Source organism: Cellulosimicrobium sp. CpK407, assembly GCF_051844275.1.
Lineage (GTDB): Bacteria > Actinomycetota > Actinomycetes > Actinomycetales > Cellulomonadaceae > Cellulosimicrobium > Cellulosimicrobium cellulans_G.
The window spans coordinates 1-26,596 of sequence record NZ_JBGNYC010000050.1 but is presented as its reverse complement, the minus strand read 5'-3'; the positions used below and the strand labels follow the sequence as shown (position 1 = coordinate 26,596).

Here is a 26,596-nt window from a genome sequence, read left to right as displayed (position 1 = left end):
GGTCACTCGACCTCCTCAACGGTGACGAGGTGCGCCACCGTCGCGACCATGCCGCGGATCTCCGGGCGGTCCTCCTTCACGGCGGTGTCGCCGATCCGCTTGAGGCCCAGAGTGCGCAGCGTGTCGCGCTGGTTCTGCTTGCCGCCGATGGCGGACTTCGTCTGGGTCACCTTGAGCCTGGCCATCAGGCGTTCACCCCCGCAGCACGGGCACGCAGGAGCGCGGCCGGGGCCACGTCCTCGAGCGGGAGACCACGGCGCGCGGCGACAGCCTCGGGCTGCTCCAGGTTGCGCAGGGCCTCGACGGTCGCGTGCACGATGTTGATCGCGTTCGACGAGCCGAGCGACTTGCTCAGCACGTCGTGGATGCCGGCGCACTCCAGCACGGCGCGCACCGGACCACCGGCGATCACACCGGTACCGGGAGCGGCCGGACGGAGGAAGACGACGCCGGCGGCGGCCTCACCCTGGATGGGGTGCGGGATGGTGCCCTGGATGCGCGGGACCTTGAAGAAGTTCTTCTTGGCCTCCTCGACACCCTTGGCGATCGCCGCGGGCACCTCCTTCGCCTTGCCGTAGCCGACACCGACGGTGCCGTCGCCGTCGCCCACCACGACCAGCGCGGTGAAGCTGAAGCGACGGCCGCCCTTGACGACCTTGGCGACGCGGTTGATGGTGACGACGCGCTCGACGAAGGCGTTCTTCTCGGCTGCGTCGCCACGGCGACCGTCGCGACGGTCACCACGACGGTCGTCGCGGCGCCCCCCGCGCGCGTTCTGGTCGCTCGACTCGTTGGCGGCACCCGTGGGGGCGCCGGTGTTGCTGCGCTGCCCTGCAGCCATCAGAGAATCCTTTGCTTCCGTGTGGGGATGGTCGGCGTCGTCACAGGGACAGACCGCCCTCGCGGGCGCCGTCGGCGACCGCAGCGACCCGACCGTGGTACTTGTTGCCGCCACGGTCGAAGACGACCGCGTCGACGCCCTTGGCCTTCGCACGCTCGGCGACGAGCTCGCCGACCTTGCGGGCCTTGGCGCTCTTGTCGCCGTCGAGCGCACGCAGGTCCGCCTCGAGCGACGAGGCCGACGCGACCGTCTGACCGATCGTGTCGTCCACGACCTGGGCCGTGATGTGGCGCGTGGAGCGCGTCACCACGAGGCGCGGACGAGCGGCGGTCCCCTTGATCTTCTTGCGCAGGCGGAGGTGGCGGCGCTGACGCGCGACGGCCTTGCCCTTGCCGAGAACCTTCAGAGCCATCGTTACTTACCAGCCTTTCCGACCTTGCGGCGGACGACCTCGCCGGCGTAACGCACACCCTTGCCCTTGTACGGCTCGGGCTTGCGGATCTTGCGGATGTTCGCTGCGACCTCGCCGACCTGCTGCTTGTCGATGCCGGAGACCGAGAACTTCGTCGGGCTCTCGACCGCGAACGCGATGCCCGCGGGTGGCGTCACGACGACCGGGTGGCTGAAGCCGAGGGCGAACTCGAGGTCCGAGCCCTTGGCCGTCACGCGGTAACCGGTGCCGACGATCTCGAGCTTCTTCTCGTAGCCCTGCGTCACGCCCTCGACGATGTTCGCCAGGAGGGTGCGCGTGAGGCCGTGCAGCGCGCGGGACTCGCGCTCGTCGTTCGGGCGCGTCACCACGAGGGTGCCGTCCTCCTGAGCGACCTGGATGGGGGCGGGCACGTGGTGCTCGAGGGAGCCCTTGGGGCCCTTCACGGTCACGAGCGCACCGCTGATGGTGACGTCCACTCCGGCGGGAACCGGAACGGGGATCTTGCCGATTCGAGACATGGCGTATCTCCTTTCCGGATTACCAGACGTAGGCGAGGACTTCGCCGCCCACGCCCTTCTTGGCGGCCTGCTTGTCGGTGAGCAGGCCGGAGGACGTGGACAGGATCGCCACGCCCAGGCCGCCGAGAACCTTCGGCAGCTCGGTCGACTTGGCGTACTTGCGCAGGCCCGGCTTGGACACGCGGCGCACGCCGGCGAGGCTGCGCTCACGGTTCGGGCCGAACTTCAGCTGGATGGTGAGGTTCTTGCCCACCGTCGCGTCCTCGACGCTCCAGCCGGAGATGTAGCCCTCGGCCTGGAGGATCTCGGCAATGTGCGACTTCAGCTTCGAGTACGGCATGGTCACCGTCTCGTGGTAAGCCGAGTTCGCGTTCCGCAGACGCGTCAGCATGTCTGCGATCGGGTCGGTCATCGTCATCGGGCTCTAGCCCTTCCTCGACGTGGTATCCGGGCGGGAGCGCGCCGTGCGGCGCGCTCCGCCAGGACCTACGACGTAGTTGTTACCAGCTGCTCTTGGTGACGCCGGGAAGCTCGCCACGGTGGGCCATCTCGCGCACGCAGATGCGGCACAGGCCGAACTTGCGGTACACCGAGTGCGGGCGACCGCACTTCTGGCACCGGGTGTAGGCGCGGACCGCGAACTTCGGCTTGGCGGCCGCCTTGTTGATCAGGGCCTTCTTCGCCATGTCAGTTCTCCTTGAAGGGGAAGCCGAGACGGCGCAGCAGGGAGCGGCCCTCGTCATCGGTCGTCGCCGTGGTCACGATCGTGATGTCCATACCGCGGACACGGTCGATCTTGTCCTGGTCGATCTCGTGGAACATGGACTGCTCCGTGAGACCGAACGTGTAGTTGCCGTGCCCGTCGAACTGCTTGGGCGACAGGCCGCGGAAGTCGCGGATGCGCGGCAGGGCGATCGACAGGAGGCGGTCCAGGAACTCCCACATGCGGTCGCCGCGCAGCGTGACGTGCGCGCCGATCGGCATGCCCTCGCGCAGCTTGAACTGCGCGATGGACTTGCGGGCCTTGGTCACCTGCGGCTTCTGGCCGGTGATCGCGGACAGGTCGCGGATGGCGCCCTCGATGAGCTTCGAGTCCTTGGCGGCGTCACCGACACCCATGTTCACGACGATCTTCGTGACGCGGGCGACCTGGTTGACGTTCTCGTGCCCGAACTCCTCGCGCAGACCGGCGACGATCTCCTCGCGGTAGCGCTGCTTCAGGCGAGGCACCTCGGGGGCAACGATCTCGGTGCTCATCAGATGTCCTTCCCGGAGCGCTTGGCGACACGCACGCGCACGGTGCGCTTGCGGCCGTCACGCTCGACCTCTTCGGTGCGGTACCCGACGCGGGTGCCCTTCTTGGTCTCCGGGTCGACGACCATCACGTTGCTGATGTGGATCGGCGCCTCGACGGTCTCGATCCCACCGGTCCGCGTGCCGCGCTGCGACTGGCCGACCTTGGTGTGCTTGGTGATGCGCTGGACGCCCTCGACGATGACGCGGTCACGGTCGGTGAGCACCTCGAGGACGCGGCCCTGCTTGCCCTTGTCCTTGCCGGCGATGACGACGACGAGGTCGCCCTTCTTGATCTTGGCCATGGTCAGAGCACCTCCGGAGCCAGCGAGATGATCTTCATGAACCGCTTGTCGCGCAGCTCGCGCCCGACCGGGCCGAAGATGCGCGTCCCGCGCGGCTCGCCGTCGTTCTTGAGGATCACGGCGGCGTTCTCGTCGAACTTGATGTAGGAACCGTCCGGACGACGGCGCTCCTTGGCGGTGCGGACGACGACGGCCTTGACCACGTCACCCTTCTTCACGTTGCCGCCCGGGATCGCGTCCTTGACGGTTGCGACGATGACGTCGCCGATTCCGGCGTAGCGACGGCCCGAGCCACCGAGAACGCGGATGCAGAGAATCTCCTTGGCACCCGTGTTGTCGGCGACACGAAGTCGCGACTCCTGCTGGATCATGTAATGAACTCCTGTCGTCGAGCCGGTTCTCGCGCGGGGCGAGCCTTGCCGAACGGGTAGCTGTCAGTGCCGGGTCCCTCGCGGGTGAACCGGCCAGGACCGGGCGGTGGACCCGCCCGACCTGTCCTCACTGGTTGCCGCACCGCGGTGCGGCACGAGAGCGGTCGTGACGAGCGAGCGAGCCCGCCCGTCACGACCGGTGGATCACTTGGCCTTCTCGAGGATCTCCGCGAGGCGCCACCGCTTGGTCGCGGACAGCGGGCGGGTCTCCATGATGAGCACCAGGTCGCCCACGCCGGCAGAGTTCTGCTCGTCGTGCGCCTTGACCTTGCTCGTGCGGCGGATGACCTTGCCGTAGAGCGGGTGCTTGACCCGGTCCTCGACCTCGACCACCACGGTCTTGTCCATCTTGTCGCTCACGACGTAGCCGCGGCGCGTCTTGCGGTTCGCGCGCTCCTCGGCCGCCTCGGGCGCGTTCGTTGCGTTCTCGCTCATTCCAGCCTCACTCACTCGGCACTCGGCGCGGTACGGATGCCGAGCTCGCGCTCACGCAGGATCGTGTAGATCCGCGCGATGTCGCGGCGGACGGCCTTGAGGCGCCCGTGGCTCTCCAGCTGGCCGGTGGCCGACTGGAAGCGGAGGTTGAAGAGCTCCTCCTTGACCTTCTTGAGCTCGGCGACGAGCGTCTCGTCGTCCATGGCGTCGAGGTCGACGGGGGCGAGCCCCTTCGTTCCGATTGCCATCAGTTGCCACCACCCTCGCGCACCACGAAACGGCACTTCATCGGGAGCTTGTGGATCGCGCGACGCATCGCCTCGCGAGCCAGGTCCTCCGGGACACCGGCCAGCTCGAAGACGATGCGGCCGGGCTTGACATTGGCGACCCACCACTCGGGCGAACCCTTACCGGAACCCATGCGGGTCTCGGCAGGCTTCTTGGTCAGGGGACGGTCCGGGTAGATGTTGATCCAGACCTTGCCGCCACGCTTGATGTGGCGGGTCATCGCGATACGAGCAGCCTCGATCTGACGGTTGGTGACGTACGCCGGCTCGAGAGCCTGGATGCCGTACTCGCCGAACGCGATCTGCGTGCCACCCTTCGCCGCGCCGGAGCGCGACGGGTGGTGCTGCTTGCGGTGCTTGAGCCTGCGCGGGATCAGCATGACTCAGGCCTCCGTTCCGGTCTCAGGGGCCTTCGCCTCCGCGGCAGGAGCGGACTGCTCAGCCGCGGCCGGCGCCTCGGACCCGGAGGTCCGCTCGCCCGAACGCTCGGGACGACGGCCACCACCACGACGGTCGCCGCCACGCTCACCGCGCGGGCCGCCACGGCCCTGGCGCGGAGCGGCCGTGGCCTGCTGCGCGGCGAACTCCTTCTCGGTGACGTCGCCCTTGTAGATCCAGACCTTCACGCCGATGCGGCCGAAGGTCGTGCGGGCCTCGAAGAAGCCGTAGTCGATGTACGCGCGGAGCGTGTGCAGCGGCACACGACCCTCGCGGTAGAACTCCGACCGGCTCATCTCCGCGCCGCCGAGGCGGCCGGAGACCTGCACGCGGATGCCCTTGGCACCGGCGCGCTGCGCCGACTGGATGCCCTTGCGCATCGCACGACGGAACGAGACGCGGCTCGCGAGCTGCTCGGCGATGCCCTGGGCGACGAGCTGCGCGTCGACCTCGGCGTTCTTCACCTCGAGGATGTTGAGCTGCACCTGCTTGCCGGTGAGCTTCTCCAGCTCGCCGCGGATGCGGTCCGCCTCGGCGCCGCGGCGACCGATGACGATGCCGGGGCGCGCCGTGTGGATGTCCACGCGGACGCGGTCACGGGTGCGCTCGATCTCGACCTTGGAGATGCCTGCGCGCTCGAGACCGGTGCTCATGAGCTTGCGGATCTGGACGTCCTCGCGGACGTAGTCGCGGTACCGCTGTCCGGGCTTGGTGCTGTCGGCGAACCAGCGCGACCGGTGGTCGGTGGTGATGCCGAGGCGGTACCCGTGCGGGTGAACCTTCTGTCCCACTATCGGGCACTTCCCTTCGTGTTCTCACGCGGAGCGACGACCACGGTGATGTGGCTGGTGCGCTTGAGGATGCGGTTCGCACGGCCCTGGGCCCGCGGGCGGAAACGCTTGAGGGTCGGACCCTCGTCGACGAACGCCTCACGCACGACGAGCTCCTGCTCCTCGAACGCCTCGCTCGCACGGTCTGCCTTCACCCGGGCGTTCGCGATGGCGCTCTCCACGACCTTGCGGACGGGCTCGCTCGCCGCCTGCGGTGCGAACTTCAGCACCGCGACGGCCTCGGAGGCCTGCTTGCCACGGATGAGGTCCACGACGCGCCGGGCCTTCTGGGGCGTGACACGGACGAACCGCGCCTGCGCCTTGGCTTCCATTGCTGTCCTGCCTTCTTGTCTCTTGACCGTCCAGGTCGTCACCAGACTGACCCGGGGGTCAGCGGCGACGACCCTTCTTGTCGTCCTTCACGTGGCCGCGGAAGGTCCGCGTGGGAGCGAACTCGCCGAGCTTGTGGCCGACCATCGACTCGGTGACGAACACCGGCGTGTGCTTGCGACCGTCGTGCACGGCGAACGTGTGACCGAGGAAGTCGGGCGTGATGACCGACCGACGGGACCAGGTCTTGATGACGTTCTTGGTCCCCTTCTCGTTCTGAGCGTCCACCTTCTTCTGCAGGTGGCCGTCGACGAAGGGGCCCTTCTTCAGGCTACGAGGCATGTCTCCAGGCTCCTATCAGCGCTTCTTGCCGGTACGGCGACGACGCACGATCAGCTTGTCGCTCGGCTTGTTCGGACGGCGGGTACGGCCCTCCGGCTGGCCCCACGGGCTCACCGGGTGGCGACCACCGGACGTCTTGCCCTCACCACCACCGTGCGGGTGGTCGATCGGGTTCATGGCGACACCGCGGACGGTCGGGCGCTTGCCCTTCCAGCGCATGCGGCCGGCCTTGCCCCAGTTGATGTTCGACTGCTCGGCGTTGCCCACCTCGCCGACCGTCGCGCGGCAGCGCAGGTCGACGTTGCGGATCTCGCCGGAGGGCATGCGGAGCTGCGCGTACGGCCCGTCCTTGGCGACGAGCTGCACGGAGGCACCGGCCGAGCGGGCGATCTTCGCGCCGCCACCGGGCTTGAGCTCGATGGCGTGGATGACCGTACCGGTCGGGATGTTGCGCAGCGGCAGGTTGTTGCCGGGCTTGATGTCCGCGCCCGCACCGTTCTCGACGACGTCGCCCTGCTTGAGCTTGGCCGGCGCGATGATGTAGCGCTTCTCGCCGTCCGCGTAGTGCAGGAGCGCGATGCGCGCCGTGCGGTTGGGGTCGTACTCGATGTGCGCGACCTTGGCGGGCACGCCGTCCTTGTCGTGGCGACGGAAGTCGATCACGCGGTACGCACGCTTGTGGCCACCACCCTTGTGACGGGTGGTGATCCGGCCGGAGCTGTTGCGGCCGCCGCTCTTCGAGAGCGGGCGGACCAGAGACTTCTCCGGCTGCGAGCGCGTGATCTCGGCGAAGTCGGCGACGCTCGCGCCGCGGCGGCCGGGCGTCGTCGGCTTGTACTTACGGATTCCCATGGGGATCTGTCCTCAATCTGCTCTCGTCGGCTCAGCCGAAGATGTCGATCGTGCCCTCGCGGAGGGTGACGATCGCACGCTTGGTGTCCTTGCGCTTGCCCAGGCCGAAACGCGTGCGACGCGTCTTGCCCTTGCGGTTGATCGTGTTCACCGAGGCCACCTTGACGGAGAAGATCTGCTCGACGGCGATCTTGATCTCGGTCTTGTTGGCCCGCGGGTCGACGACGAACGTGTACTTGCCCTCGTCGAGCAGGCCGTAGCTCTTCTCGGAGACGACCGGCGCGAGGATCACGTCACGGGGGTCCTTGGTCACGGTGGTCACTTCGCGGCCTCCTCGGCAGCAGTCTCGTCCGCCTCGGTGGAGGTGGCGACGGCCTTCGCGGAGCGACCCGTGGCCGGGCCCGCCAGGAACGCGTCGAGCGCGCCCTGCGTGAAGACGACGTCGTCGGAGACGAGCACGTCGTAGGTGTTGAGCTGGTCGGCCACCAGGAGGTGGACCTGCTCGACGTTCCGCAGCGACTTGATCGTCAGCTCGTCGCCACGCTCGGTGACCACGAGGACGTGCTTGCGCTCGGAGAGCTTGGCGAGCGTCGAGACGGCGGTCTTGGTCGACGGCAGGCCGTCGACGCCGAAGCCGGTCACGACGTGGACACGGCCGTTGCGGGCGCGGTCCGAGAGGGCACCGCGGAGCGCGGCGGCCTTCATCTTCTTGGGCGTCCGCTGGTCGTACGAGCGCGGCGTCGGGCCGTGGACGGTGCCACCGCCGGCGAACTGCGGCGCACGGGTCGAACCCTGGCGGGCGCGGCCGGTGCCCTTCTGCTTGTACGGCTTGCGACCACCACCGCGGACCTCGCCGCGGCTCTTGGTGTCGTGGGTGCCCTGGCGTGCAGCGGCACGCTGGGCGACGACGACCTGGTGGATCAGCGGGACGTTGAGCTCGACGTCGAACACCTCGGCGGGGAGCTCGGCGGTGCCGGCCTTCTTGCCCTTGGGGTCCAGCACGTCAACGGTCAGAGCGGACATGGTGTTCACGCTCCCTTCGCGGCGCTGCGCACGAGGACGACGCCGCCCTTGGGGCCGGGAACCGCGCCCTTGACGAGCAGCAGACCCTTCTCGGCGTCGACCGCGTGGACGGTCAGGTTCTGGGTGGTCTGGCGGGCGTTGCCCATGCGACCGGCCATGCGCAGGCCCTTGAACACGCGCGACGGGGTCGAGGCCCCACCGATCGAGCCCGGCTTGCGGTGGTTGCGGTGCGCACCGTGCGAGGCGCCCACGCCGGAGAAGCCGTGGCGCTTCATGACACCGGCGGTGCCCTTGCCCTTGGTCGTGCCCACGACGTCGACCACGGCGCCGGCCTCGAAGGCCTCCGCGGTGATCTCCTGGCCGAGCGAGTACTCGGCGGCGTCGGTGGTACGGACCTCGGCGACGTGACGGCGCGGCGTGACGCCGGCCTTCTCGAAGTGGCCCTTGAGCGGCTTCGTGACCTTGCGCGGGTCGATCTGGCCGTAGGCGAGCTGCACGGCGGCGTACCCGTCGGCGTCGGCCGTGCGCACCTGCGTCACGACGTTCGTCCCGACGGCGACGACGGTCACGGGCACGAGGCGACCGGCCTCGTCCCAGAGCTGCGTCATCCCGAGCTTCGTGCCGAGCACCGCGGTGACCGGGCGCGCGTTCTGCTGGGGAATAGTCATGATGTCCTCCAGCCTCAGAGCTTGATCTCGATGTTCACGTCGGCAGGCAGGTCGAGACGCATGAGCGAGTCGACGGCCTTCGGCGTGGGATCGATGATGTCGATCAGCCGCTTGTGCGTGCGCATCTCGAAGTGCTCGCGGCTGTCCTTGTACTTGTGAGGCGACCGGATGACGCAGAAGACGTTCTTCTCCGTCGGCAGCGGCACCGGACCCACGACCGTTGCACCAGCGCGCGTCACCGTGTCGACGATCTTGCGCGCCGAGCTGTCGATGACCTCGTGGTCGTAGGACTTGAGCCGGATGCGGATCTTCTGTCCCGCCATGGCGTCGTCTGACTCTCTCTCTCGAACCGCTAGCTGTCCGACCCCCGCGCTCGGGCGTGTCGCGTAGTCGCGACGCACCTGGGCGCACGCGCCGAGAGACGCAGGGCCGTTGGATATGTGGACCAGCGTCCGCACCGTGCTGACGCACGGCTCCGCGGAGCAGACCACAACGTTTGTGCGAGCCTGGTCGGAACGTGTGTTCCGCGGGGTACTCGATCCATGGCGACAGAGAGCTCAACCCGCAGACCCGGGACGAGATCCCGGGGTCCTGGTCCTCCTCGGGAGGACCGGTTCAACACACTGTTCGACACGTGAAAGAGCGCACCCGTAACAGGCAACCTGAACAGTCTGCCACACGAAGCCCGCCCGGGCCAAGTCGAGACCGGGGCGGGTGCTGTGACGGTGACCGCAGGTGTGACCGCGGTGCCACCGCACAGGGCGGCGGACCGCAGGCCGAAGGCCCGGCCCCGCGGACGGGACCGGGCCTTCGACGAGTGCTGCGGAGGCAGCGTCAGATCACTTGAGGATCTTGGTGACGCGGCCCGAGCCGACGGTGCGGCCACCCTCGCGGATGGCGAAGCCGAGGCCCTCCTCCATGGCGATCGGCTGGATGAGCTCGACCGTCATCTCGGTGTTGTCGCCGGGCATGACCATCTCGGTGCCCTCGGGCAGCGTGATGACGCCGGTGACGTCGGTGGTCCGGAAGTAGAACTGCGGACGGTAGTTCGAGTAGAACGGGTTGTGACGGCCACCCTCGTCCTTGCCCAGGATGTAGACCTGCGCCTCGAAGTTGGTGTGCGGGGTGATCGAGCCCGGCTTGACGACGACCTGGCCGCGCTCGACGTCCTCGCGCTTGATGCCGCGCAGGAGCAGACCGGTGTTGTCGCCGGCCTGAGCCTGGTCCATCTGCTTGTGGAACGTCTCGATGCCCGTGACCGTGGTCTTCTGGGGCGCGCGGATGCCGACGATCTCGACGTCCGAGTTGAGGTCGAGCGTGCCACGCTCCACCTTGCCGGTGACGACGGTGCCACGACCGGTGATCGTGAAGACGTCCTCGACGGGCATGAGGAACGGCTTGTCGAGCTCGCGGACGGGCTCCGGGACGTTCTCGTCCACGGCCTCCATGAGCTCGAGGATCTTCGCGGTCCACTCGGGGTCGCCCTCGAGCGCCTTGAGACCCGACACGCGCACGACCGGCGCGTTGTCGCCGTCGAACTCCTGCGAGGAGAGGAGCTCGCGCACCTCCATCTCGACGAGCTCGAGGATCTCCTCGTCGTCGACCATGTCCGACTTGTTCAGCGCGACGAGCAGGTACGGCACGCCGACCTGGCGGGCGAGCAGGACGTGCTCGCGCGTCTGGGCCATCGGGCCGTCGGTCGCGGCGACCACCAGGATCGCGCCGTCCATCTGGGCGGCACCGGTGATCATGTTCTTGATGTAGTCGGCGTGACCCGGGGCGTCGACGTGCGCGTAGTGGCGCTTCGGCGTCTCGTACTCGATGTGCGCGATGTTGATCGTGATACCGCGCTGCTTCTCCTCGGGAGCCGCGTCGATCTCGTCGAAGTTGCGCTGCGTGTTCGCCGGCAGGTCCGGGTACGTGTCCGCGAGCGTCTTCGAGATCGCCGCCGTGAGCGTCGTCTTACCGTGGTCGACGTGACCGATGGTGCCGACGTTGACGTGCGGCTTGGTCCGCTCGAACTTGGCCTTAGCCACTGGGGTCCTCCTGGGACTTGGGTAGATGTGCCGAACGTTGCGAATGTCGACCGAGAGATCTTACATCCGCGGGGCGTTGCGGTTTCCTACAGGTTGATGGTTGTGCGGGTCTTCGACCTGTGGGGACTCACTCGCCCCGGGTCTTCTTGATGATCTCTTCGGCAACGTTCCGAGGAACCTCGGCGTAGCTGTCGAACTGCATCGAGTACACCGCGCGCCCCTGGGTCTTGGACCGGAGGTCACCGATGTACCCGAACATCTCTGACAACGGTACTTGGGCCCGGACGACCTTCACACCCGTCGCGTCCTCCATGGACTGGATCATTCCACGACGTGAGTTCAGGTCGCCGATGACGTCGCCCATGTACTCCTCGGGCGTACGCACCTCGACCGCCATCACCGGCTCCAGCAGAACCGGGTCCGCCCGCTTGACGCCCTCCTTGAGGACCATCGAGCCGGCGATCTTGAACGCCATCTCCGAGGAGTCGACCTCGTGGTAGGCGCCGTCGAGCAGGGTCGCCTTCACCCCGACCAGCGGGAAGCCGGCGAGCACGCCGAGCTCCATCGCGGACTGGATACCGGCGTCGACGCTCGGGATGTACTCGCGCGGGATGCGACCACCGGTGACGGCGTTGGAGAACTCGTAGAGCTCGCCCTCGGCCGTGTCGAGCGGCTCGAAGGTCACCTGGACCTTCGCGAACTGCCCGGACCCACCGGTCTGCTTCTTGTGCGTGTACTCGATCTTCTCCGCCTTGCGGCGGATGGTCTCGCGGTACGCGACCTGCGGCTTGCCGACGTTGGCCTCGACCTTGAACTCGCGACGCATGCGGTCGACGAGGATGTCGAGGTGGAGCTCGCCCATGCCGCCGATGACGGTCTGGCCGGTCTCGTCGTCCAGCTTGACGCGGAACGTCGGGTCCTCCTCGGCGAGCTTCTGGATCGCCGTGGAGAGCTTCTCCTGGTCAGCCTTCGTCTTCGGCTCGATCGCGACGTCGATGACGGGCTCCGGGAAGCTCATCGACTCGAGGATCACCGGGTTCGCCATGTCGCTCAGCGTGTCACCGGTCGTCGTGTCCTTGAGGCCGATGACCGCGTAGATGTGACCGGCGCTCGCCTCGTCGACCGGGTTCTCCTTGTTGGAGTGCATCTGGAAGATCTTGCCGATGCGCTCCTTCTTGCCCTTGGTCGAGTTCGCGACCTGCTGGCCGGGCTCGACGCGACCGGAGTACACGCGCACGTAGGTGAGCTTGCCGAAGAACGGGTGCGCCGCGACCTTGAAGGCGAGCGCGGAGAACGGCTCCGAGGCGTCGGGGTGACGCTGGACGACCTTCTCCTCGTCCTTGGGGTCGTGACCGTCGATCGCCGGCACGTCGAGGGGCGACGGCAGGTAGTCGATGACCGCGTCGAGCATGGGCTGGACGCCCTTGTTCTTGAACGCGGAACCGCAGAGGACCGGGAACGCCTCGCCCGCGATGACGAGCTTGCGGATGCCGGACTTGATCTCGGCGACCGTCAGCTCCTCGCCGCCGAGGTACTTCTCCAGCAGCTCCTCGTCGGCCTCGGCGACGGCCTCGACGAGCTCGCTGCGGTACCGCTCGGCCTTCTCGACCAGGTCCGCGGGGATCTCCTCGGTGTCGTACGCCTCGCCGAGCTGGGTCTCCCCGTGCCAGACGAGCGCCTTCATCTCGATGAGGTCGACGACGCCGGTGAAGTCGCTCTCGGCGCCGATCGGCAGCTGGATGACCAGCGGCTTGGCCTTGAGACGGTTGATGATGGTGTCGACGGTGAAGTAGAAGTCCGCGCCGAGCTTGTCCATCTTGTTGACGAAGCAGATGCGGGGGACGTTGTACTTGTCCGCCTGGCGCCACACCGTCTCGGACTGGGGCTCCACGCCCTCCTTGCCGTCGAAGACCGCGACGGCGCCGTCGAGCACGCGCAGGGAGCGCTCGACCTCGACCGTGAAGTCGACGTGGCCGGGCGTGTCGATGATGTTGATCTGGTTCTTGTTCCAGTAGCACGAGACGGCGGCGGACGTGATCGTGATGCCGCGCTCCTTCTCCTGCTCCATCCAGTCGGTCGTCGACGCGCCGTCGTGCGTCTCGCCGAGCTTGTAGTTCACACCCGTGTAGAACAGGATGCGCTCGGTGGTCGTGGTCTTCCCGGCATCGATGTGGGCCATGATGCCGATGTTGCGGACCTTGCTCAGGTCGGTCAGCACGTCAAGTGCCACGGTCTGCTTCCCTCGTTAGATGGGTTGAGTCGGGGGGCGCTGCTCGGACCGGGGTGACCGGCCTCGGACCCGCCGACGGCCCCGGGGACGCGTCGGTCCCCGGGGCCCGTCGTGCGGACTACCAGCGGTAGTGGGCGAAGGCCTTGTTGGACTCCGCCATCTTGTGCATGTCCTCGCGACGCTTGACCGCTGCGCCGAGGCCGTTGCTCGCGTCGAGGATCTCGTTCATGAGGCGCTCCGTCATCGACTTCTCGCGACGTGCGCGCGAGTAGTCCGTGAGCCAGCGCAGCGCGAGCGTCGTCGCGCGCGCGGGGCGCACCTCGACCGGCACCTGGTAGGTCGCACCACCGACGCGGCGCGAGCGGACCTCGAGCGCGGGGCGGACGTTCTCGAGCGCACGCTTGAGGACGACGACCGGGTCGCCGTCCGTCTTCGCCCGGACGCCCTCGAGGGCGCCGTAGACGATCGACTCGGCGGTGGACTTCTTGCCGTCGAGCAGCACCTTGTTGATGAGCTGCGTGACGACGGGCGACCCGTAGACGGGGTCGACGATGAGCGGCCGCTTCGGGGCCGGGCCCTTGCGAGGCATCAGCTCTTCTCCTTCTTGGCGCCGTAGCGGGAGCGGGCCTGCTTGCGGTTCTTCACGCCCTGCGTGTCGAGCGCGCCGCGCACGATCTTGTAGCGCACGCCCGGGAGGTCCTTCACACGACCGCCGCGCACGAGCACGATGGAGTGCTCCTGGAGGTTGTGGCCGACGCCGGGGATGTAGGCCGTGACCTCGACCTGGGAGGAGAGCTTCACGCGAGCGACCTTGCGCAGCGCGGAGTTCGGCTTCTTCGGGGTGGTGGTGTACACGCGCGTGCACACACCGCGCCGCTGCGGGGAGCCCTTGAGGGCGGGGGTCTTCGACTTCCCCACCTTCGAGGTCCGCCCCTTGCGGACGAGCTGCTGGATCGTAGGCACTACGTCTCCGTGTCTTCTCGAGCTACCGGGGCTATCCCCGATGGTGGTCGTGCTGGCTGCTGGAGCCGATCGCACGAGGCACCCGCAGCGCGAGACACGCTGCAGCAGCCACCTACCACCGGCTCGATGGTCCGTCGCCCGCCCGCGGGCACGAAGGCGCCGCAAGGACCGGGATCCGGAGTGCCCGGGCACTCACATCGGCCCGTCCGGAGCCCGCTGCGCGGAGGTGGGAGCGATCGCTCGCTGACACCGCCCCGCCAGGGACATCACGGAGGGCCCGACGGCGCGGGCACGGTTCACCAGGCTACCACAGCGGGCAGGCAGACGCGCGGTCGGCGATCAGGACGCGACGAGCCGCGCGTCTCACCGGTCCTTGGCGTAGAGGAAGAGATGACGCTCGCGGGTCAGCGCCAGCCCGAACATGGTACCGAGCAGGGCGCCGAGCCCCGCCGGGATCGCGACGCGCGCGCCGAGGACGGCAGCGAGGAGAAGCTCGCCCCGAGCTCCGAGCACGAGCATCGACGTCGCCATGCACACCGCGAGGGGTGGTACGACCCAGGCCGTCGCCTCGAGGAGCGACATCGACCACAGGTCGGCCGCCCGCACCCTGTCGTGCAGGGCCGCCGCGAGCTCGACGCGACGGGCGCGGACCGCGACGATCCCGAGCAGGAGCGCGAAGACCCCGGCGGCGACGCCGCCGAACCGTGTGATCCGGTCCGCGAACCGGGCGTGCCCGTCGAACGCGGCGCCGAGCGAGGCGTTGAGCTGGCCGACGACCGGGTCGTCCGTGCTCTCGTCGGCCGGCGGCAACAACGTCGTGAACAGGAGCGTCCGGAGTCGCTCGTCCTGCGGCCACGCCTCCACCCAGCACTCGTCGAACACGGCCCGGTCTCCGCCGGGGAGCAACGCCAGGTACCCGAGCCCCGACCGTCGGCCGTCCACCGGATAGGGAAAGGTACCCGCCACCCGGGTCGGACCGTCCGTCGTCTCCAGCACATCTGCCCGGACCCTCCCCAGGGTGCGGGCTGCGTCTTCCGACAGCACCACCCCGCCTCCCCGGTCGACGTCGGCGTGGACCACGGAGAGAAAACCGTCCGTCGCGTACCCCGCCGGGAGCGGAGCCCCGGGGAGGCTGGCCGCCGTCACCTTCTCCTGCGGGAGCGCCAGGGCCCCTGCTGCTCGTACGCCGGAGATCTGCCCGAGCGCCTCGCAGCGCGCGCCGTCGACCCGCCCGCTCGCGACGATCGTCATCGTCGACCCTCCTGCCTCCCGGAAGGCCGTCGCTGCGTTCTCGATGCTGCGCACGGCGAGGAGGTCGGCGCCGAGCAGCACCAGGCAGACCGCCCCGAGCACCGACGTGAGCAGCACGCTCCGGGTGGTCCCGGTGAGGACGTTGCGCCCGACCTCGCGCAGGATCGACCGGAGCCTCACGTCGTGGCTCCGTCCCGGGCCTCGAACCTCACGAGGTCGACGTGGTCGGTGCACGCGTCGCGGGTGTGCTCGTCGTGCGTGGCGACGACCACGATCGTCGCGTCGGTCGCCAGCCGTGCGATCGCGTCGTTGACACGCCGCGCCGTCGGGAGGTCGAGCTGCGCGGTCGGCTCGTCGACGAGGAGCAACCCCGGCCGGCCGGCGATGGCGCGCGCGAGCATCAACCGCTGCGCCTCGCCGCCGGACAGCCGCCGGAACTCCTGGGCCGCGACGGACGACAGCGCGAACCGTTCCAGGATCGCGGTCGCCTCGCGCTCGGCGGCGCGTGGGCCGAGCCCCGTGGCCAGAAGGGGGAGCGTGACATGGTCGAGGGCCGTCCGACGCGGGGTGCCGTGCGGGTTCTGGAAGACCCAGCCGACGTGGCTGATCCCCGCACGACGGATCGAACCCTCCGTCGGTTCGGACCATCCGGCGAGCAGGCTCAGGAGCGTGCTCTTCCCCGACCCGGAGGGACCGGTCAGCGCGTAGACGCGCCCGGGCTCGAGGCGAGCGTCCAGGTGCCGGAACAACCACGGGCGGCCAGGGAACCGATGACCCAGATCGTCCGTCTCTAGGTGCACGGCGTGCCCGGTGCGGGGTCCGTGTCGACGGTCGCGAGGGGCTCCGGCCCGTCGACGACGACGAACGACTGGCCCAGCTGTGACCCGACGATGCCGACCGCGCGCACCACGCCGTCGGACAGGACGCAGCCACGACCGTCCGCTGCGCCGAACAGCGCGGACGGCGGGACGACCGACACCGCCTGCGGCGCGGCGAGCACGAGCTGGGCGGTCGGCGCACCGGCGCGGCCGGCGTCGCCGTCGGTGCTGGTCGGCTGGAGCGACGGCAGCGGGCTGAGCTGCACGAGTGCCGCCGGGTCGGAGACCGCGAGCGCTGCGTCGACGGGGACGCTCGTCCCGTCGACGACCAGGACGCGGTCGCCAGGAACCAGCCCCTCGGGTGGCTCGGCGACGGTGACGCTCTCGAGCGCGCCCGGGACCGAGGCCACCGGATCCCCCGCCGCAACCGTGCTCCCGACCGTCGCCAGGCACTCGTTGACCGACGTCGACGGCGCGGGGAGCCACACGATGCGGTCGATCGTCACGCGATCGAGAGCACCGGGCTTCCCGCCCGCCTGCTCGTAGAGGTCGCGCAACGCCCGGAGCGCGGCCCTCCGCAAGGGCCCCTCCGTATCGACCTCGTACCCGAGGCGCGCCAGCTCGGTCTGGAGTGCGGTGACGTCCTCCCCCTCGTCCCCGAGGGACAGGTCGCGCCACAACGGCACCGATGTCGCGAGGCCGACCAGCGGGACGCCGTCCACCGTCAGCACGGAGCTCCCCGACTCCATCGGCACACCGGCCTTGCAGCGGGACGTCGTGACCCTGCCGGTGGCCGGCACCGTGAGAGCGAGGTCGTCGCCGCGCGACAGCCTCAGCTCGACCGGTCGTGGGTCGTCGAACTCCGCCTCTCCCACGGGAAAGTCCAGCGAGCGCTCAGGGGTGGCGAGCGACGACGGCGTCACCGGTTCCATGTACACGACGGTTCCGACCACGCCGAGCGCGGCGCACAGACAGGCGCCCACGGCGGCGAGGCCGATCTTGGTCCACGAGGCCATCGGCTACTGCTGCTGTTCCAGGATCCCCAGCGGGTCCACGGAGCACGACCGCAGCGCCTCCTGGAGATCGGTGGGAAGGGTGTCGAGCTCGACGAACCTGCCCTCGTTGTCCTGGGAGTAGTCCTCGGCGCCATAGTCGGCAGGTACCACGCCTGCCTCGACCAGGCACTCGGCCCCGATCGTCGCCCAGTCGCGGTTCTCGGGATTGGTCCGCATGATGTCGTGAAGGAAACCGACTGCGTCCTCGCCGCTGGTTGCCGAGCACTCGTCGATCAGAGCGTCGGTTTCCTCCGGGTTCGGGGCGGACGACGTCGTAAAGCCTCCGTCGGCGTTGTACCCCGTGAACGCGATGCCCTTCCCGGCGAGGCATGTCGTGAAGAGCTCGACCATCTCCGCGTGCTCGGCATCGGTGATCACGGAGTCCGCGAGGACTCCACGAGCGAAGTCCGATGCGGTGTCCCGGTATGCCTGCTCGAACTCAGCAGCGAACGGACCCGTGAACTCGGGCACGGCACTGTCCGAGGGTCCGGCGGGAGAGGGCGCTGCTGCCATGTCATCCTCGGCGGCCCCGCAGGCCCCGAGGAAGCTCATCATGACCAGCGACGCCGTCACCACGACGGCTCGACCTGCGTACCTGTGCATGCACCCTCCAAGAAGCCGAACGTCAGGACTCTGCACCCGCTGCTGCGAGCGGCTGAGGTAGCCGCCCGCAGCCACGGGACCTACGCGAGCGCGTAGTTGCAGGAGTTGCCCCCGCCCGGGTTCGGAGAGGTGTTGGCGTAGGACCACACGCCCTTGGCCTTCCACGCGCTCCGCACGGTCTCGTACGGCGTCGACACGCTCGACCGGTGAGTCTTGCTGGCGTGGTAGTAGTTCGACTCCAGGATCATCGTCGTGTACTGCCAGTACCACTTGCCGCCGTCTCGGTATTCCAGCCCGGCAGCCGCCGGACCAGCGGTGCCGAGTCCCACACCCACGGCCAGAGCGACGCTGCACGCCGCCGTGACGAACTTCCGCATGGCTGTCCCCCATCAGTCATGCACCACCCCCTGAGATGACGCGGAGCCCAAAATAGCCGCGCACCGTACCCCGCCCTGATGAGTTCACATTCTGGACAAGCCGGTCGCCACCCGCGGCACAAGCACGCGGGGCGCGCGGCGCCGGCGATGTGCCGTGCGCCGCGCGCCCCGCGCGGTGCGTGATCTCTCAGCGGTAGTCGCCGAAGTCCAGGTCCTCGAGCGGGATCGCCTCGCCGGAGCCCATGCCGAGCGCCGGGAAGTCGATCTCGTCGTAGCCGAAGCTCGGGTAGAGCTCGGTCTTGGCCTGCTCGGTCGGCTCGACCTGGACCTTGGTGTACCGGGGCAGACCGGTACCGGCCGGGATGAGCTTACCGATGATGACGTTCTCCTTGAGGCCGAGGAGCGGGTCGCGACGACCGCTCATCGACGCCTCGGTGAGCACGCGCGTCGTCTCCTGGAAGGAGGCCGCCGACAGCCACGAGTCCGTCGCGAGCGACGCCTTCGTGATGCCCATCAGCTCGGGACGGCCGGAGGCCGGCTGGCCACCCTCCGCCACCGCACGACGGTTCGCGTCCTCGAAGCGGCCGCGCTCGGCGAGCTCGCCCGGCAGGAGGTGCGAGTCGCCCGAGTCGAGCACGGTCACGCGACGCAGCATCTGCCGCACGATGACCTCGATGTGCTTGTCGTGGATGTCCACGCCCTGGGAGCGGTAGACCTCCTGGACCTCGTCCACCAGGTGCTTCTGCGTGGCGCGCGGGCCGAGGATGCGCAGGACCTTCTTGGGGTCCACCGCACCCTGGACGAGCTGCGTGCCGACGTTGACGTGGTCGCCGTCCTGCACGAGCAGGCGCGCACGCTTGGTCACCGGGTAGGCGATCTCCTCCGAGCCGTCGTCCGGCGTGAGCACCAGACGGCGCGAGCGCTCCGAGTCGTCGATCGCGATGCGGCCCGAGAACTCCGCGATGGGCGCCTCACCCTTGGGGGTGCGGGCCTCGAAGAGCTCCGTGACACGCGGCAGACCCTGCGTGATGTCGTCCGCGGAGGCGACACCACCGGTGTGGAAGGTACGCATCGTCAGCTGCGTGCCCGGCTCACCGATCGACTGGGCGGCGATGATGCCGACCGCCTCGCCGATGTCGACGAGCTTGCCCGTGGCGAGCGAGCGCCCGTAGCACTTGGCGCACGTGCCGACGCGCGACTCGCACGTGAGGACCGAGCGGACCTTGGCCTCGCGGACGCCCGCGGCCACCGCGGCGTCGATGAGGACGTCGCCCGCGTCGTCGCCGGCCTTGCCGACGACGTTCCCGTCGGGGTCGACCAGGTCGGCCGCGAGGGTGCGCGAGTAGACGCTCGTCTCCACCTTCGGGTGGCGCACGAGGATGCCCGCGAGCTCCTCCGCGATCGGCAGCGTCAGGCCGCGCTCCGTCCCGCAGTCCTCCTCGCGGACGATGACGTCCTGCGACACGTCCACGAGACGACGCGTGAGGTAGCCCGAGTCGGCGGTCCGCAGAGCGGTGTCCGCCAGACCCTTGCGGGCGCCGTGCGTCGCGATGAAGTACTCCAGGACGGACAGGCCCTCGCGGTAGTTGGACTTGATCGGGCGCGGGATGATCTCGCCCTTCGGGTTCGCCACGAGACCGCGCATGCCGGCGATCTGACGCACCTGCATCCAGTTACCACGGGCACCCGAGCCGACCATGCGGTACACGGTGTTGCGGTCGTTCGCCTCGAGGTTCTCGCGCATGACGGAGGCGACCTTGTCCGTCGCCTGGGTCCAGATCTCGATGAGCTCCTGACGGCGCTCGTCGTCCGTGATGAGACCACGGTCGTACTGCTGCTGGACCTTGAGCGCGCGCTCCTCGTGCTGCTCGAGGATCTCCGCCTTCGCCGCCGGGGTGGCGACGTCGGAGATCGCGATCGTGACGCCCGAGCGGGTCGCCCAGCGGAAGCCGGCGGCCTTCAGCGCGTCGAGCGACGCCGCGACCTCGACCTTCGGGTAGCGCTCCGCGAGCTCGTTGACGATCGCCGAGAGGCGCTTCTTGTCGACCACGGAGTTCACGTACGGGTAGTCGACGGGGAGCGTCTCGTTGAACAGCGCGCGACCGAGCGTGGTGTCGAAGAGGATCGGCTGACCCTCCTCCCAGCCCTCGGGAGCCTCGAAGCCGGAGACCGGCGGGACGAGGTCCGTCAGGCGGATCTTCACCTCGGCGTTCAGGTCCAGGGTGCCCTGGTCGAACGCCATGATCGCCTCGGCGACCGAGCCGAACGCGCGGCCCTCGCCCTCGGCGCCCTTGCGGTCGCTCGTCAGGTGGTACAGACCGATGATCATGTCCTGCGAGGGCATGGTCACCGGACGCCCGTCCGACGGCTTGAGGATGTTGTTGCTCGAGAGCATGAGGATGCGGGCCTCGGCCTGCGCCTCCGCGCTCAGGGGCAGGTGGACGGCCATCTGGTCACCGTCGAAGTCCGCGTTGAACGCGGCGCACACGAGCGGGTGCAGGTGGATCGCCTTGCCCTCGACGAGCTGCGGCTCGAACGCCTGGATGCCCAGGCGGTGCAGCGTCGGCGCACGGTTGAGCAGCACCGGGTGCTCGGTGATGACCTCCTCGAGCACGTCCCACACGACCGGGCGGGCACGCTCGACCATGCGCTTGGCGCTCTTGATGTTCTGCGCGTGGTTGAGGTCCACGAGCCGCTTCATGACGAACGGCTTGAACAGCTCGAGCGCCATCTGCTTCGGCAGGCCGCACTGGTGCAGCTTGAGCTGCGGGCCGACGACGATGACCGAACGGCCCGAGTAGTCGACGCGCTTGCCGAGCAGGTTCTGACGGAAACGACCCTGCTTGCCCTTGAGCATGTCCGAGATGGACTTCAGCGGGCGGTTGCCCGGGCCCGTGACCGGACGACCACGACGGCCGTTGTCGAACAGCGAGTCGACGGCCTCCTGGAGCATCCGCTTCTCGTTGTTGACGATGATCTCCGGCGCGCCCAGGTCGAGCAGACGCTTGAGGCGGTTGTTCCGGTTGATCACGCGGCGGTACAGGTCGTTGAGGTCGCTCGTCGCGAAGCGGCCACCGTCGAGCTGCACCATCGGGCGCAGGTCCGGCGGGATGACCGGGACGGCGTCGAGCACCATGCCCGTGGGCGAGTTCGTCGTCGTGAGGAACGCGTTGACGACCTTGAGGCGCTTGAGGGCACGCGTCTTGCGCTGGCCCTTGCCCGAGCGGATGGTCTCGCGCAGGGACTCGGCCTCCGCCTCCAGGTCGAAGTCCTGGAGACGCTTCTGGATCGCCGCGGCGCCCATCGAGCCCTCGAAGTACGTGCCGTAGCGGTCCTGGAGGGCGCGGTAGAGCATCTCGTCGCCCTCGAGGTCGGCGACCTTGAGGTTCTTGAAGCGGTCCCACACCTGGTCGAGGCGGTCGAGCTGCGCGTCCGCGCGCTTGCGGATCTGCGCCATCTCGCGCTCGGCCGAGTCGCGGACCTTGCGGCGCGCGTCGGCCTTGGCACCCTCGGCCTCGAGCTCGGCCAGGTCGGCCTCGAGCTTCTGGGCGCGGGCGTTGATGTCGTTGTCTCGGGCGTCCGCGATCTCCTTCTTCTCCAGGTCGATCTCGTTCTGGAGGTTGGGGAGGTCCTCCTGGCGGCCCTCCTCGTCGACCGAGGTGATCATGTACGCCGCGAAGTAGATGACCTTCTCGAGGTCCTTCGGGGCGAGGTCGAGCAGGTAGCCGAGGCGCGAGGGCACGCCCTTGAAGAACCAGATGTGCGTGACGGGCGCGGCGAGCTCGATGTGGCCCATGCGCTCACGACGCACCTTCGAGCGCGTCACCTCGACGCCGCAGCGCTCGCAGATGATGCCCTTGAAGCGCACGCGCTTGTACTTGCCGCAGTAGCACTCCCAGTCCCGGGTCGGGCCGAAGATCTTCTCGCAGAAGAGTCCGTCCTTCTCGGGCTTGAGGGTGCGGTAGTTGATGGTCTCGGGCTTCTTCACCTCACCGTGCGACCACGCACGGATGTCGTCGGCCGTGGCCAGGCCGATACGCAGCTCGTCGAAGACGTTGACGTCGAGCAAGTTGTCCTACTTCCTTCGTCTGCCGGGACCGGCCGGAGCCGGTGCCGACGCCATAAAGACGGTTGGTGCGGGGTCGTCGGCGGGAGCGGGGTGACCCGCTCCCGCCTGCCCGAGATCAGATCTCGTCGACGCTGGACGCCGCGTTGGGGCGGCGCGACAGGTCGATGCCGAGCTCTTCTGCTGCGCGGTACACGTCGTCGTCCGACTCCCGCATCTCGATGGACACGCCGTCGCTCGAGAGCACCTCGACGTTCAGGCACAGCGACTGCATCTCCTTGAGGAGGACCTTGAAGGACTCCGGGATGCCCGAGTCGGGGATGTTCTCGCCCTTGACGATCGCCTCGTAGACCTTGACGCGGCCGGGGACGTCGTCCGACTTGATGGTGAGGAGCTCCTGGAGCGTGTAGGCCGCGCCGTACGCCTCGAGGGCCCACACCTCCATCTCGCCGAAGCGCTGGCCGCCGAACTGCGCCTTACCACCCAGCGGCTGCTGCGTGATCATCGAGTACGGGCCGGTCGAGCGCGCGTGGATCTTGTCGTCGACCAGGTGGTGGAGCTTGAGGATGTACATGTAGCCCACCGACACCGCCTCGGGGAACGGCTCGCCGGAGCGGCCGTCGAAGAGGCGCGCCTTGCCGTCGGCGCCGACCATGCGGTCGCCGTCGCGGTTCGGGATCGTCGTCGAGAGCAGGCCCGTGAGCGCGTCCTCGTGGACGCCGTCGAACACCGGGGTGGCGACGGGACGGCCCGGCTCGGACGTCGCGGCGATCTCCGGGACGTTCTCCCGCCAGGAGAGGTCCTTGCCCTCGGCCAGGGAGATGTCCCAGCCCTGCTTCGCGACCCACCCGAGGTGGGTCTCGAGGACCTGGCCGACGTTCATGCGACCGGGGACGCCCAGCGGGTTGAGGACGACGTCGACCGGGGTCCCGTCCGCGAGGAACGGCATGTCCTCGACGGGCAGGATCTTGGAGATGACGCCCTTGTTGCCGTGACGGCCGGCGAGCTTGTCGCCGTCCGTGATCTTGCGGCGCTGCGCGATGTAGACGCGCACGAGCTGGTTCACGCCCGCGGGCAGCTCGTCGCCGTCCTCGCGGTTGAACTCGCGCACGCCGATGACCGTGCCGGACTCGCCGTGGGGCACCTTGAGGGACGTGTCGCGCACCTCGCGCGCCTTCTCGCCGAAGATCGCGCGCAGCAGGCGCTCCTCCGGGGTCAGCTCGGTCTCGCCCTTCGGGGTGACCTTGCCGACCAGGACGTCGCCCGCGCCGACCTCGGCGCCGATGCGGATGATGCCGCGCTCGTCGAGGTCCGCGAGGACGTCCTCGGAGACATTCGGGATGTCCCGCGTGATCTCCTCCGGGCCCAGCTTGGTGTCGCGCGCGTCGACCTCGTGCTCCTCGATGTGGATCGAGGAGAGCACGTCGTCCTGCACGAGACGCTGGCTGAGGATGATCGCGTCCTCGTAGTTGTGGCCCTCCCACGACATGAACGCCACGAGGAGGTTGCGGCCGAGCGCGAGCTCGCCCTCGTCGGTCGCCGGGCCGTCCGCGAGGACGGAGCCGGGCTCGACGCGCTGGCCCTCGTCGACGAGCACGCGCTGGTTGTAGCTCGTGCCCTGGTTGGAGCGGCGGAACTTGGCGATCCGGTAGCTGCCGGTCGTGCCGTCGTCGTTCGCGACGAGCACGAGGTCGGCCGAGACCTCGGTGACGACACCGGGCTTCGACGCGACGACGACGTCGCCCGCGTCGACGGCCGCGCGCCACTCCATGCCGGTCCCGACGAGCGGGGCCTCGGAGCGGACCAGCGGCACGGCCTGGCGCTGCATGTTCGCACCCATGAGGGCGCGGTTGGCGTCGTCGTGCTCGAGGAACGGGATGAGCGCCGTCGCGACCGAGACCATCTGGCGCGGCGAGACGTCCATGTAGTCGACCTGCGCGCCGGGGACGATCTCGACCTCGCCGCCCTTGGTGCGCACGAGCACGCGCTCGTCCGCGAAGGAGCCGTCGGCGTTGAGCGTCTGGTTCGCCTGCGCGATGACGTGGCGGTCCTCGTCGTCGGCCGTGAGGTAGACGACCTCGTCGGTCACCTTGCCCGCCGTCACCTTGCGGTACGGCGTCTCGATGAAGCCGAACGGGTTGATGCGCCCGTACGACGCGAGCGAGCCGATCAGACCGATGTTCGGACCCTCAGGGGTCTCGATCGGGCACATGCGGCCGTAGTGCGACGGGTGGACGTCACGGACCTCCATGCCGGCGCGGTCGCGCGAGAGACCGCCCGGGCCGAGGGCCGAGAGACGACGCTTGTGCGTCAGGCCCGCGAGCGGGTTGTTCTGGTCCATGAACTGCGAGAGCTGCGACGTGCCGAAGAACTCGCGGATGGACGCCACGACCGGGCGGATGTTGATGAGCGTCTGCGGCGTGATCGCCTCGACGTCCTGCGTCGTCATGCGCTCGCGCACGACGCGCTCCATCCGGGACAGGCCGGTGCGGACCTGGTTCTGGATGAGCTCGCCGACGGCGCGGATGCGACGGTTGCCGAAGTGGTCGATGTCGTCCGTCTCGACGCGCACCTCGACGGCCTCGCCGTTCCGGGTGCCCGGGATGGACGCGTGGTCGGCGTGCAGGGCCGCGAGGTACTTGATCGTCGCGACGACGTCCGAGACGGAGAGCGTGGAGTCCGTGAGCGGCGCGTCGATGCCGAGCTTCTTGTTCGCCTTGTAGCGGCCGACCTTCGCGAGGTCGTAGCGCTTCGGGTTGAAGTAGAAGTTCTCGAGCAGCGCGCGGCCGGCCTCGACCGTCGGCGGCTCGCCCGGGCGGATCTTGCGGTACAGGTCGACGAGGGCCTCGTCCTGGGTGTGGACGTGGTCCTTCTCGAGCGTGTCGAGCACCGACGGGAAGTCGGCGAACTGCTCGCGGATCTCCGACTCGGTCAGGCCGAGCGCCTTGAGCAGCACCGTGACGGACTGCTTGCGCTTGCGGTCGACGCGCACGCCGACGGCGTCGCGCTTGTCGATCTCGAACTCGAGCCAGGCGCCTCGCGAGGGGATGATCTTCGCCGAGAAGATGTCCTTGTCGCTCGTCTTGTCGGCGGCGCGCTCGAAGTAGACGCCGGGCGAGCGGACGAGCTGGGAGACGACGACGCGCTCGGTGCCGTTGATGATGAAGGTGCCGCGCTCGGTCATGAGCGGGAAGTCGCCCATGAAGACCGTCTGGCTCTTGATCTCGCCGGTGTTGTAGTTGACGAACTCCGCGGTGACGAAGAGCGGCGCGGCGTACGTGAAGTCCTTCTCCTTGCACTCGTCGGCCGTGTACTTCGGCGGCTCGAAGCGGTGGTTGGAGAACGACAGCGACATCGAGGACCCGAAGTCCTCGATCGGGGAGATCTCCTCGAAGATCTCCTCGAGACCCGACGTCGAGGGCACGTCCTGGCGGCCGGCCGCGGACGCGGCGGCGACACGCGCCTGCCACGCCTCGTTGCCGAGGAGCCAGTCGAAGCTCTCGGTCTGGAGGCCCAGCAGGTCGGGGACCTCGAGGGGCTCGTAGATCTTGGCGAAGGAGAGGCGACGCGATGCGGTGCGGTTCGCGATGGCGTCGGCGGTCGGAGCAGAAGGGGTGCGCGAGGCAGCCAAGAGGGGTCCTTCCCTGCAGATCGAAAGAACGCTGCACCGCCGGGCTGGACACGATCACCGCCACCACGACACCTCGCGGACGCGCACGTACGTCGACGAGGGGGTCGGGGGTATTTGAGATCGGGGGCACAGGACAGCGCAAAGCGTGAGCATAGCCCACAACGCATCGTGACACAACCCCGGGGCGTGCGACCCCACCCGGTTCCCGACGCGTGAACGCCTCACCGGTACTCGCGCGGGCCTCGTCGCCCGCATCCGACCCGTCTCGCGGGTCGCGAACCTGCTTGCCGTCGACCTCGCTGTCCTGCGTCGTCGACCCGCACATGGTGGCACACTCGTGGCCGTTCCGTGAAGCCGGTGCGCCCGCCCGGGTGCCCGACGACGTGCACGCCCACCTCGGCGCCGCGCTCCCCGGCCCGCCCACGTCGTCGGGCGCCGAGAACGACGACGAGGCCCGCACCCCGGGCGGGGTGCGGGCCTCGTGCGGCGTGCTGACCGGTCCCGTCACGACGGGACCGGCGAGATCACTTGAGGGTGACC

32 protein-coding genes are annotated in these 26,596 nt (G+C 68.9%); 1 reads left to right on the top strand and 31 read right to left on the bottom strand.

Translation table 11 applies throughout. The annotated features are described in order from the left end of the window. Nucleotides 1-2: 2 nt before the first annotated feature. The 31 genes from rpmD to rpoB form a co-directional block, all read right to left on the bottom strand. Nucleotides 3-185, bottom strand: coding sequence for a 50S ribosomal protein L30 (gene rpmD / locus ABWU78_RS17485; RefSeq protein ID WP_021480439.1), 183 nt, complete (start codon nucleotides 183-185; stop codon nucleotides 3-5). After that, nucleotides 185-841 carry a 30S ribosomal protein S5 gene (gene rpsE / locus ABWU78_RS17480; RefSeq protein ID WP_024840322.1) on the bottom strand — a complete coding sequence of 219 codons (657 nt, stop codon included), beginning with the start codon at nucleotides 839-841 and terminating at the stop codon, nucleotides 185-187. The genes rpmD and rpsE overlap by 1 nt, the downstream gene beginning before the upstream one ends. A 40-nt stretch (nucleotides 842-881) precedes the next feature. Continuing rightward, complete coding sequence (gene rplR, locus ABWU78_RS17475; RefSeq protein WP_047233819.1) at nucleotides 882-1,253, bottom strand: 50S ribosomal protein L18; 372 nt, start codon at nucleotides 1,251-1,253, stop codon at nucleotides 882-884. Between the two features lie 2 nt (nucleotides 1,254-1,255). Beyond that, nucleotides 1,256-1,792, bottom strand: coding sequence for a 50S ribosomal protein L6 (rplF, locus tag ABWU78_RS17470; protein ID WP_087471319.1), 537 nt, complete (start codon nucleotides 1,790-1,792; stop codon nucleotides 1,256-1,258). Between the two features lie 19 nt (nucleotides 1,793-1,811). Then, on the bottom strand, nucleotides 1,812-2,210 hold the full coding sequence (gene rpsH, locus ABWU78_RS17465; RefSeq protein ID WP_087471318.1) for a 30S ribosomal protein S8: 399 nt from the start codon (nucleotides 2,208-2,210) through the stop codon (nucleotides 1,812-1,814). Between the two features lie 82 nt (nucleotides 2,211-2,292). After that, nucleotides 2,293-2,478, bottom strand: a complete 186-nt coding sequence (locus ABWU78_RS17460) for a type Z 30S ribosomal protein S14 (RefSeq protein WP_021480434.1) — start codon at nucleotides 2,476-2,478, stop codon at nucleotides 2,293-2,295. Nucleotide 2,479: 1 nt separating this feature from the next. Further along, the gene (rplE, locus tag ABWU78_RS17455) at nucleotides 2,480-3,049 is read right to left on the bottom strand and encodes a 50S ribosomal protein L5 (RefSeq protein WP_087471317.1); all 570 of its coding nucleotides are present in this window, start codon (nucleotides 3,047-3,049) and stop codon (nucleotides 2,480-2,482) included. Continuing rightward, nucleotides 3,049-3,390, bottom strand: coding sequence for a 50S ribosomal protein L24 (gene rplX, locus ABWU78_RS17450; RefSeq protein ID WP_087471316.1), 342 nt, complete (start codon nucleotides 3,388-3,390; stop codon nucleotides 3,049-3,051). Before rplX ends, rplE begins: the two co-directional genes overlap by 1 nt. Nucleotides 3,391-3,392: 2 nt before the next feature. Next, nucleotides 3,393-3,761, bottom strand: a complete 369-nt coding sequence (rplN, locus tag ABWU78_RS17445; protein WP_021480431.1) for a 50S ribosomal protein L14 — start codon at nucleotides 3,759-3,761, stop codon at nucleotides 3,393-3,395. Between the two features lie 204 nt (nucleotides 3,762-3,965). Further along, on the bottom strand, nucleotides 3,966-4,256 hold the full coding sequence (gene rpsQ, locus ABWU78_RS17440) for a 30S ribosomal protein S17 (RefSeq protein ID WP_047233816.1): 291 nt from the start codon (nucleotides 4,254-4,256) through the stop codon (nucleotides 3,966-3,968). A gap of 11 nt (nucleotides 4,257-4,267) precedes the next feature. After that, nucleotides 4,268-4,504, bottom strand: coding sequence for a 50S ribosomal protein L29 (gene rpmC, locus ABWU78_RS17435; protein WP_021480429.1), 237 nt, complete (start codon nucleotides 4,502-4,504; stop codon nucleotides 4,268-4,270). Continuing rightward, on the bottom strand, nucleotides 4,504-4,923 hold the full coding sequence (rplP, locus tag ABWU78_RS17430; RefSeq protein WP_047233815.1) for a 50S ribosomal protein L16: 420 nt from the start codon (nucleotides 4,921-4,923) through the stop codon (nucleotides 4,504-4,506). Before rplP ends, rpmC begins: the two co-directional genes overlap by 1 nt. Before the next feature lie 3 nt (nucleotides 4,924-4,926). Beyond that, nucleotides 4,927-5,772 carry a 30S ribosomal protein S3 gene (gene rpsC / locus ABWU78_RS17425; protein ID WP_253050808.1) on the bottom strand — a complete coding sequence of 282 codons (846 nt, stop codon included), beginning with the start codon at nucleotides 5,770-5,772 and terminating at the stop codon, nucleotides 4,927-4,929. After that, the gene (gene rplV / locus ABWU78_RS17420; RefSeq protein ID WP_021479879.1) at nucleotides 5,772-6,143 is read right to left on the bottom strand and encodes a 50S ribosomal protein L22; all 372 of its coding nucleotides are present in this window, start codon (nucleotides 6,141-6,143) and stop codon (nucleotides 5,772-5,774) included. The genes rpsC and rplV overlap by 1 nt, the downstream gene beginning before the upstream one ends. A 58-nt stretch (nucleotides 6,144-6,201) precedes the next feature. Next, entirely contained in the window at nucleotides 6,202-6,483 is a 282-nt protein-coding gene (rpsS, locus tag ABWU78_RS17415; RefSeq protein WP_047233813.1) for a 30S ribosomal protein S19, read from the bottom strand. 15 nt (nucleotides 6,484-6,498) lie between these two features. Then, nucleotides 6,499-7,335, bottom strand: a complete 837-nt coding sequence (gene rplB / locus ABWU78_RS17410) for a 50S ribosomal protein L2 (protein ID WP_047233812.1) — start codon at nucleotides 7,333-7,335, stop codon at nucleotides 6,499-6,501. 31 nt (nucleotides 7,336-7,366) lie between these two features. Next, complete coding sequence (gene rplW, locus ABWU78_RS17405) at nucleotides 7,367-7,657, bottom strand: 50S ribosomal protein L23 (RefSeq protein ID WP_021479876.1); 291 nt, start codon at nucleotides 7,655-7,657, stop codon at nucleotides 7,367-7,369. After that, nucleotides 7,654-8,358, bottom strand: coding sequence for a 50S ribosomal protein L4 (gene rplD, locus ABWU78_RS17400; RefSeq protein ID WP_047233829.1), 705 nt, complete (start codon nucleotides 8,356-8,358; stop codon nucleotides 7,654-7,656). Before rplD ends, rplW begins: the two co-directional genes overlap by 4 nt. A 5-nt stretch (nucleotides 8,359-8,363) precedes the next feature. Next, complete coding sequence (gene rplC, locus ABWU78_RS17395) at nucleotides 8,364-9,026, bottom strand: 50S ribosomal protein L3 (RefSeq protein WP_047233811.1); 663 nt, start codon at nucleotides 9,024-9,026, stop codon at nucleotides 8,364-8,366. Nucleotides 9,027-9,040: 14 nt separating this feature from the next. Next, nucleotides 9,041-9,349: a 30S ribosomal protein S10 gene (gene rpsJ, locus ABWU78_RS17390; RefSeq protein ID WP_012867945.1), complete on the bottom strand. Its 309-nt coding sequence runs from the start codon at nucleotides 9,347-9,349 to the stop codon at nucleotides 9,041-9,043. A gap of 516 nt (nucleotides 9,350-9,865) precedes the next feature. Then, nucleotides 9,866-11,062: an elongation factor Tu gene (gene tuf, locus ABWU78_RS17385; RefSeq protein ID WP_253050806.1), complete on the bottom strand. Its 1,197-nt coding sequence runs from the start codon at nucleotides 11,060-11,062 to the stop codon at nucleotides 9,866-9,868. A gap of 127 nt (nucleotides 11,063-11,189) precedes the next feature. Continuing rightward, nucleotides 11,190-13,292 carry an elongation factor G gene (gene fusA / locus ABWU78_RS17380; RefSeq protein ID WP_253050805.1) on the bottom strand — a complete coding sequence of 701 codons (2,103 nt, stop codon included), beginning with the start codon at nucleotides 13,290-13,292 and terminating at the stop codon, nucleotides 11,190-11,192. Between the two features lie 118 nt (nucleotides 13,293-13,410). Then, the gene (rpsG, locus tag ABWU78_RS17375; RefSeq protein ID WP_047233808.1) at nucleotides 13,411-13,881 is read right to left on the bottom strand and encodes a 30S ribosomal protein S7; all 471 of its coding nucleotides are present in this window, start codon (nucleotides 13,879-13,881) and stop codon (nucleotides 13,411-13,413) included. Then, nucleotides 13,881-14,255: a 30S ribosomal protein S12 gene (gene rpsL / locus ABWU78_RS17370; protein ID WP_021479869.1), complete on the bottom strand. Its 375-nt coding sequence runs from the start codon at nucleotides 14,253-14,255 to the stop codon at nucleotides 13,881-13,883. The genes rpsG and rpsL overlap by 1 nt, the downstream gene beginning before the upstream one ends. Nucleotides 14,256-14,618: 363 nt before the next feature. After that, on the bottom strand, nucleotides 14,619-15,686 hold the full coding sequence (locus tag ABWU78_RS17365; protein ID WP_439159062.1) for a hypothetical protein: 1,068 nt from the start codon (nucleotides 15,684-15,686) through the stop codon (nucleotides 14,619-14,621). Beyond that, nucleotides 15,683-16,255: an ATP-binding cassette domain-containing protein gene (locus tag ABWU78_RS17360; RefSeq protein WP_439159061.1), complete on the bottom strand. Its 573-nt coding sequence runs from the start codon at nucleotides 16,253-16,255 to the stop codon at nucleotides 15,683-15,685. The genes ABWU78_RS17365 and ABWU78_RS17360 overlap by 4 nt, the downstream gene beginning before the upstream one ends. A gap of 41 nt (nucleotides 16,256-16,296) precedes the next feature. Further along, entirely contained in the window at nucleotides 16,297-17,340 is a 1,044-nt protein-coding gene (locus tag ABWU78_RS17355) for a peptidoglycan-binding domain-containing protein (protein WP_439159060.1), read from the bottom strand. 3 nt (nucleotides 17,341-17,343) lie between these two features. Beyond that, nucleotides 17,344-17,982 carry a hypothetical protein gene (locus ABWU78_RS17350; RefSeq protein WP_439159059.1) on the bottom strand — a complete coding sequence of 213 codons (639 nt, stop codon included), beginning with the start codon at nucleotides 17,980-17,982 and terminating at the stop codon, nucleotides 17,344-17,346. A gap of 80 nt (nucleotides 17,983-18,062) precedes the next feature. Further along, a complete protein-coding gene (locus tag ABWU78_RS17345) occupies nucleotides 18,063-18,359 on the bottom strand; it encodes a lactococcin 972 family bacteriocin (protein ID WP_290444880.1) in 297 nt (98 codons plus the stop codon). A 187-nt stretch (nucleotides 18,360-18,546) separates the two neighbouring features. After that, on the bottom strand, nucleotides 18,547-22,428 hold the full coding sequence (locus tag ABWU78_RS17340) for a DNA-directed RNA polymerase subunit beta' (RefSeq protein ID WP_253055124.1): 3,882 nt from the start codon (nucleotides 22,426-22,428) through the stop codon (nucleotides 18,547-18,549). Nucleotides 22,429-22,543: 115 nt separating this feature from the next. Further along, nucleotides 22,544-26,056 (bottom strand): DNA-directed RNA polymerase subunit beta, encoded by a 3,513-nt coding sequence (rpoB, locus tag ABWU78_RS17335; protein WP_253055123.1) that lies wholly within the window; start codon nucleotides 26,054-26,056, stop codon nucleotides 22,544-22,546. Between the two features lie 323 nt (nucleotides 26,057-26,379). On the opposite strand from rpoB, the gene ABWU78_RS17330 reads away from it, so the two are divergent. Next, nucleotides 26,380-26,596 (top strand): hypothetical protein (locus tag ABWU78_RS17330; protein ID WP_439159058.1); only part of this gene is annotated, 217 nt, incomplete at its 3' end.

Excerpts from the sequence above, each read along its gene's own strand:
- rpmD (WP_021480439.1), bottom strand. The coding sequence starts at position 185 with ATGGCCAGGCTCAAGGTGACCCAGACGAAGTCCGCCATCGGCGGCAAG.
- rpsE (WP_024840322.1), bottom strand. The coding sequence starts at position 841 with ATGGCTGCAGGGCAGCGCAGCAACACCGGCGCCCCCACGGGTGCCGCC.
- rplR (WP_047233819.1), bottom strand. The coding sequence starts at position 1,253 with ATGGCTCTGAAGGTTCTCGGCAAGGGCAAGGCCGTCGCGCGTCAGCGC.
- rplF (WP_087471319.1), bottom strand. The coding sequence starts at position 1,792 with ATGTCTCGAATCGGCAAGATCCCCGTTCCGGTTCCCGCCGGAGTGGAC.
- rpsH (WP_087471318.1), bottom strand. The coding sequence starts at position 2,210 with ATGACGATGACCGACCCGATCGCAGACATGCTGACGCGTCTGCGGAAC.
- ABWU78_RS17460 (WP_021480434.1), bottom strand. The coding sequence starts at position 2,478 with ATGGCGAAGAAGGCCCTGATCAACAAGGCGGCCGCCAAGCCGAAGTTC.
- rplE (WP_087471317.1), bottom strand. The coding sequence starts at position 3,049 with ATGAGCACCGAGATCGTTGCCCCCGAGGTGCCTCGCCTGAAGCAGCGC.
- rplX (WP_087471316.1), bottom strand. The coding sequence starts at position 3,390 with ATGGCCAAGATCAAGAAGGGCGACCTCGTCGTCGTCATCGCCGGCAAG.
- rplN (WP_021480431.1), bottom strand. The coding sequence starts at position 3,761 with ATGATCCAGCAGGAGTCGCGACTTCGTGTCGCCGACAACACGGGTGCC.
- rpsQ (WP_047233816.1), bottom strand. The coding sequence starts at position 4,256 with ATGAGCGAGAACGCAACGAACGCGCCCGAGGCGGCCGAGGAGCGCGCG.
- rpmC (WP_021480429.1), bottom strand. The coding sequence starts at position 4,504 with ATGGCAATCGGAACGAAGGGGCTCGCCCCCGTCGACCTCGACGCCATG.
- rplP (WP_047233815.1), bottom strand. The coding sequence starts at position 4,923 with ATGCTGATCCCGCGCAGGCTCAAGCACCGCAAGCAGCACCACCCGTCG.
- rplV (WP_021479879.1), bottom strand. The coding sequence starts at position 6,143 with ATGGAAGCCAAGGCGCAGGCGCGGTTCGTCCGTGTCACGCCCCAGAAG.
- rpsS (WP_047233813.1), bottom strand. The coding sequence starts at position 6,483 with ATGCCTCGTAGCCTGAAGAAGGGCCCCTTCGTCGACGGCCACCTGCAG.
- rplB (WP_047233812.1), bottom strand. The coding sequence starts at position 7,335 with ATGGGAATCCGTAAGTACAAGCCGACGACGCCCGGCCGCCGCGGCGCG.
- rplD (WP_047233829.1), bottom strand. The coding sequence starts at position 8,358 with ATGTCCGCTCTGACCGTTGACGTGCTGGACCCCAAGGGCAAGAAGGCC.
- rplC (WP_047233811.1), bottom strand. The coding sequence starts at position 9,026 with ATGACTATTCCCCAGCAGAACGCGCGCCCGGTCACCGCGGTGCTCGGC.
- rpsJ (WP_012867945.1), bottom strand. The coding sequence starts at position 9,349 with ATGGCGGGACAGAAGATCCGCATCCGGCTCAAGTCCTACGACCACGAG.
- rpsG (WP_047233808.1), bottom strand. The coding sequence starts at position 13,881 with ATGCCTCGCAAGGGCCCGGCCCCGAAGCGGCCGCTCATCGTCGACCCC.
- ABWU78_RS17355 (WP_439159060.1), bottom strand. The coding sequence starts at position 17,340 with ATGGCCTCGTGGACCAAGATCGGCCTCGCCGCCGTGGGCGCCTGTCTG.
- ABWU78_RS17350 (WP_439159059.1), bottom strand. The coding sequence starts at position 17,982 with ATGCACAGGTACGCAGGTCGAGCCGTCGTGGTGACGGCGTCGCTGGTC.
- ABWU78_RS17345 (WP_290444880.1), bottom strand. The coding sequence starts at position 18,359 with ATGCGGAAGTTCGTCACGGCGGCGTGCAGCGTCGCTCTGGCCGTGGGT.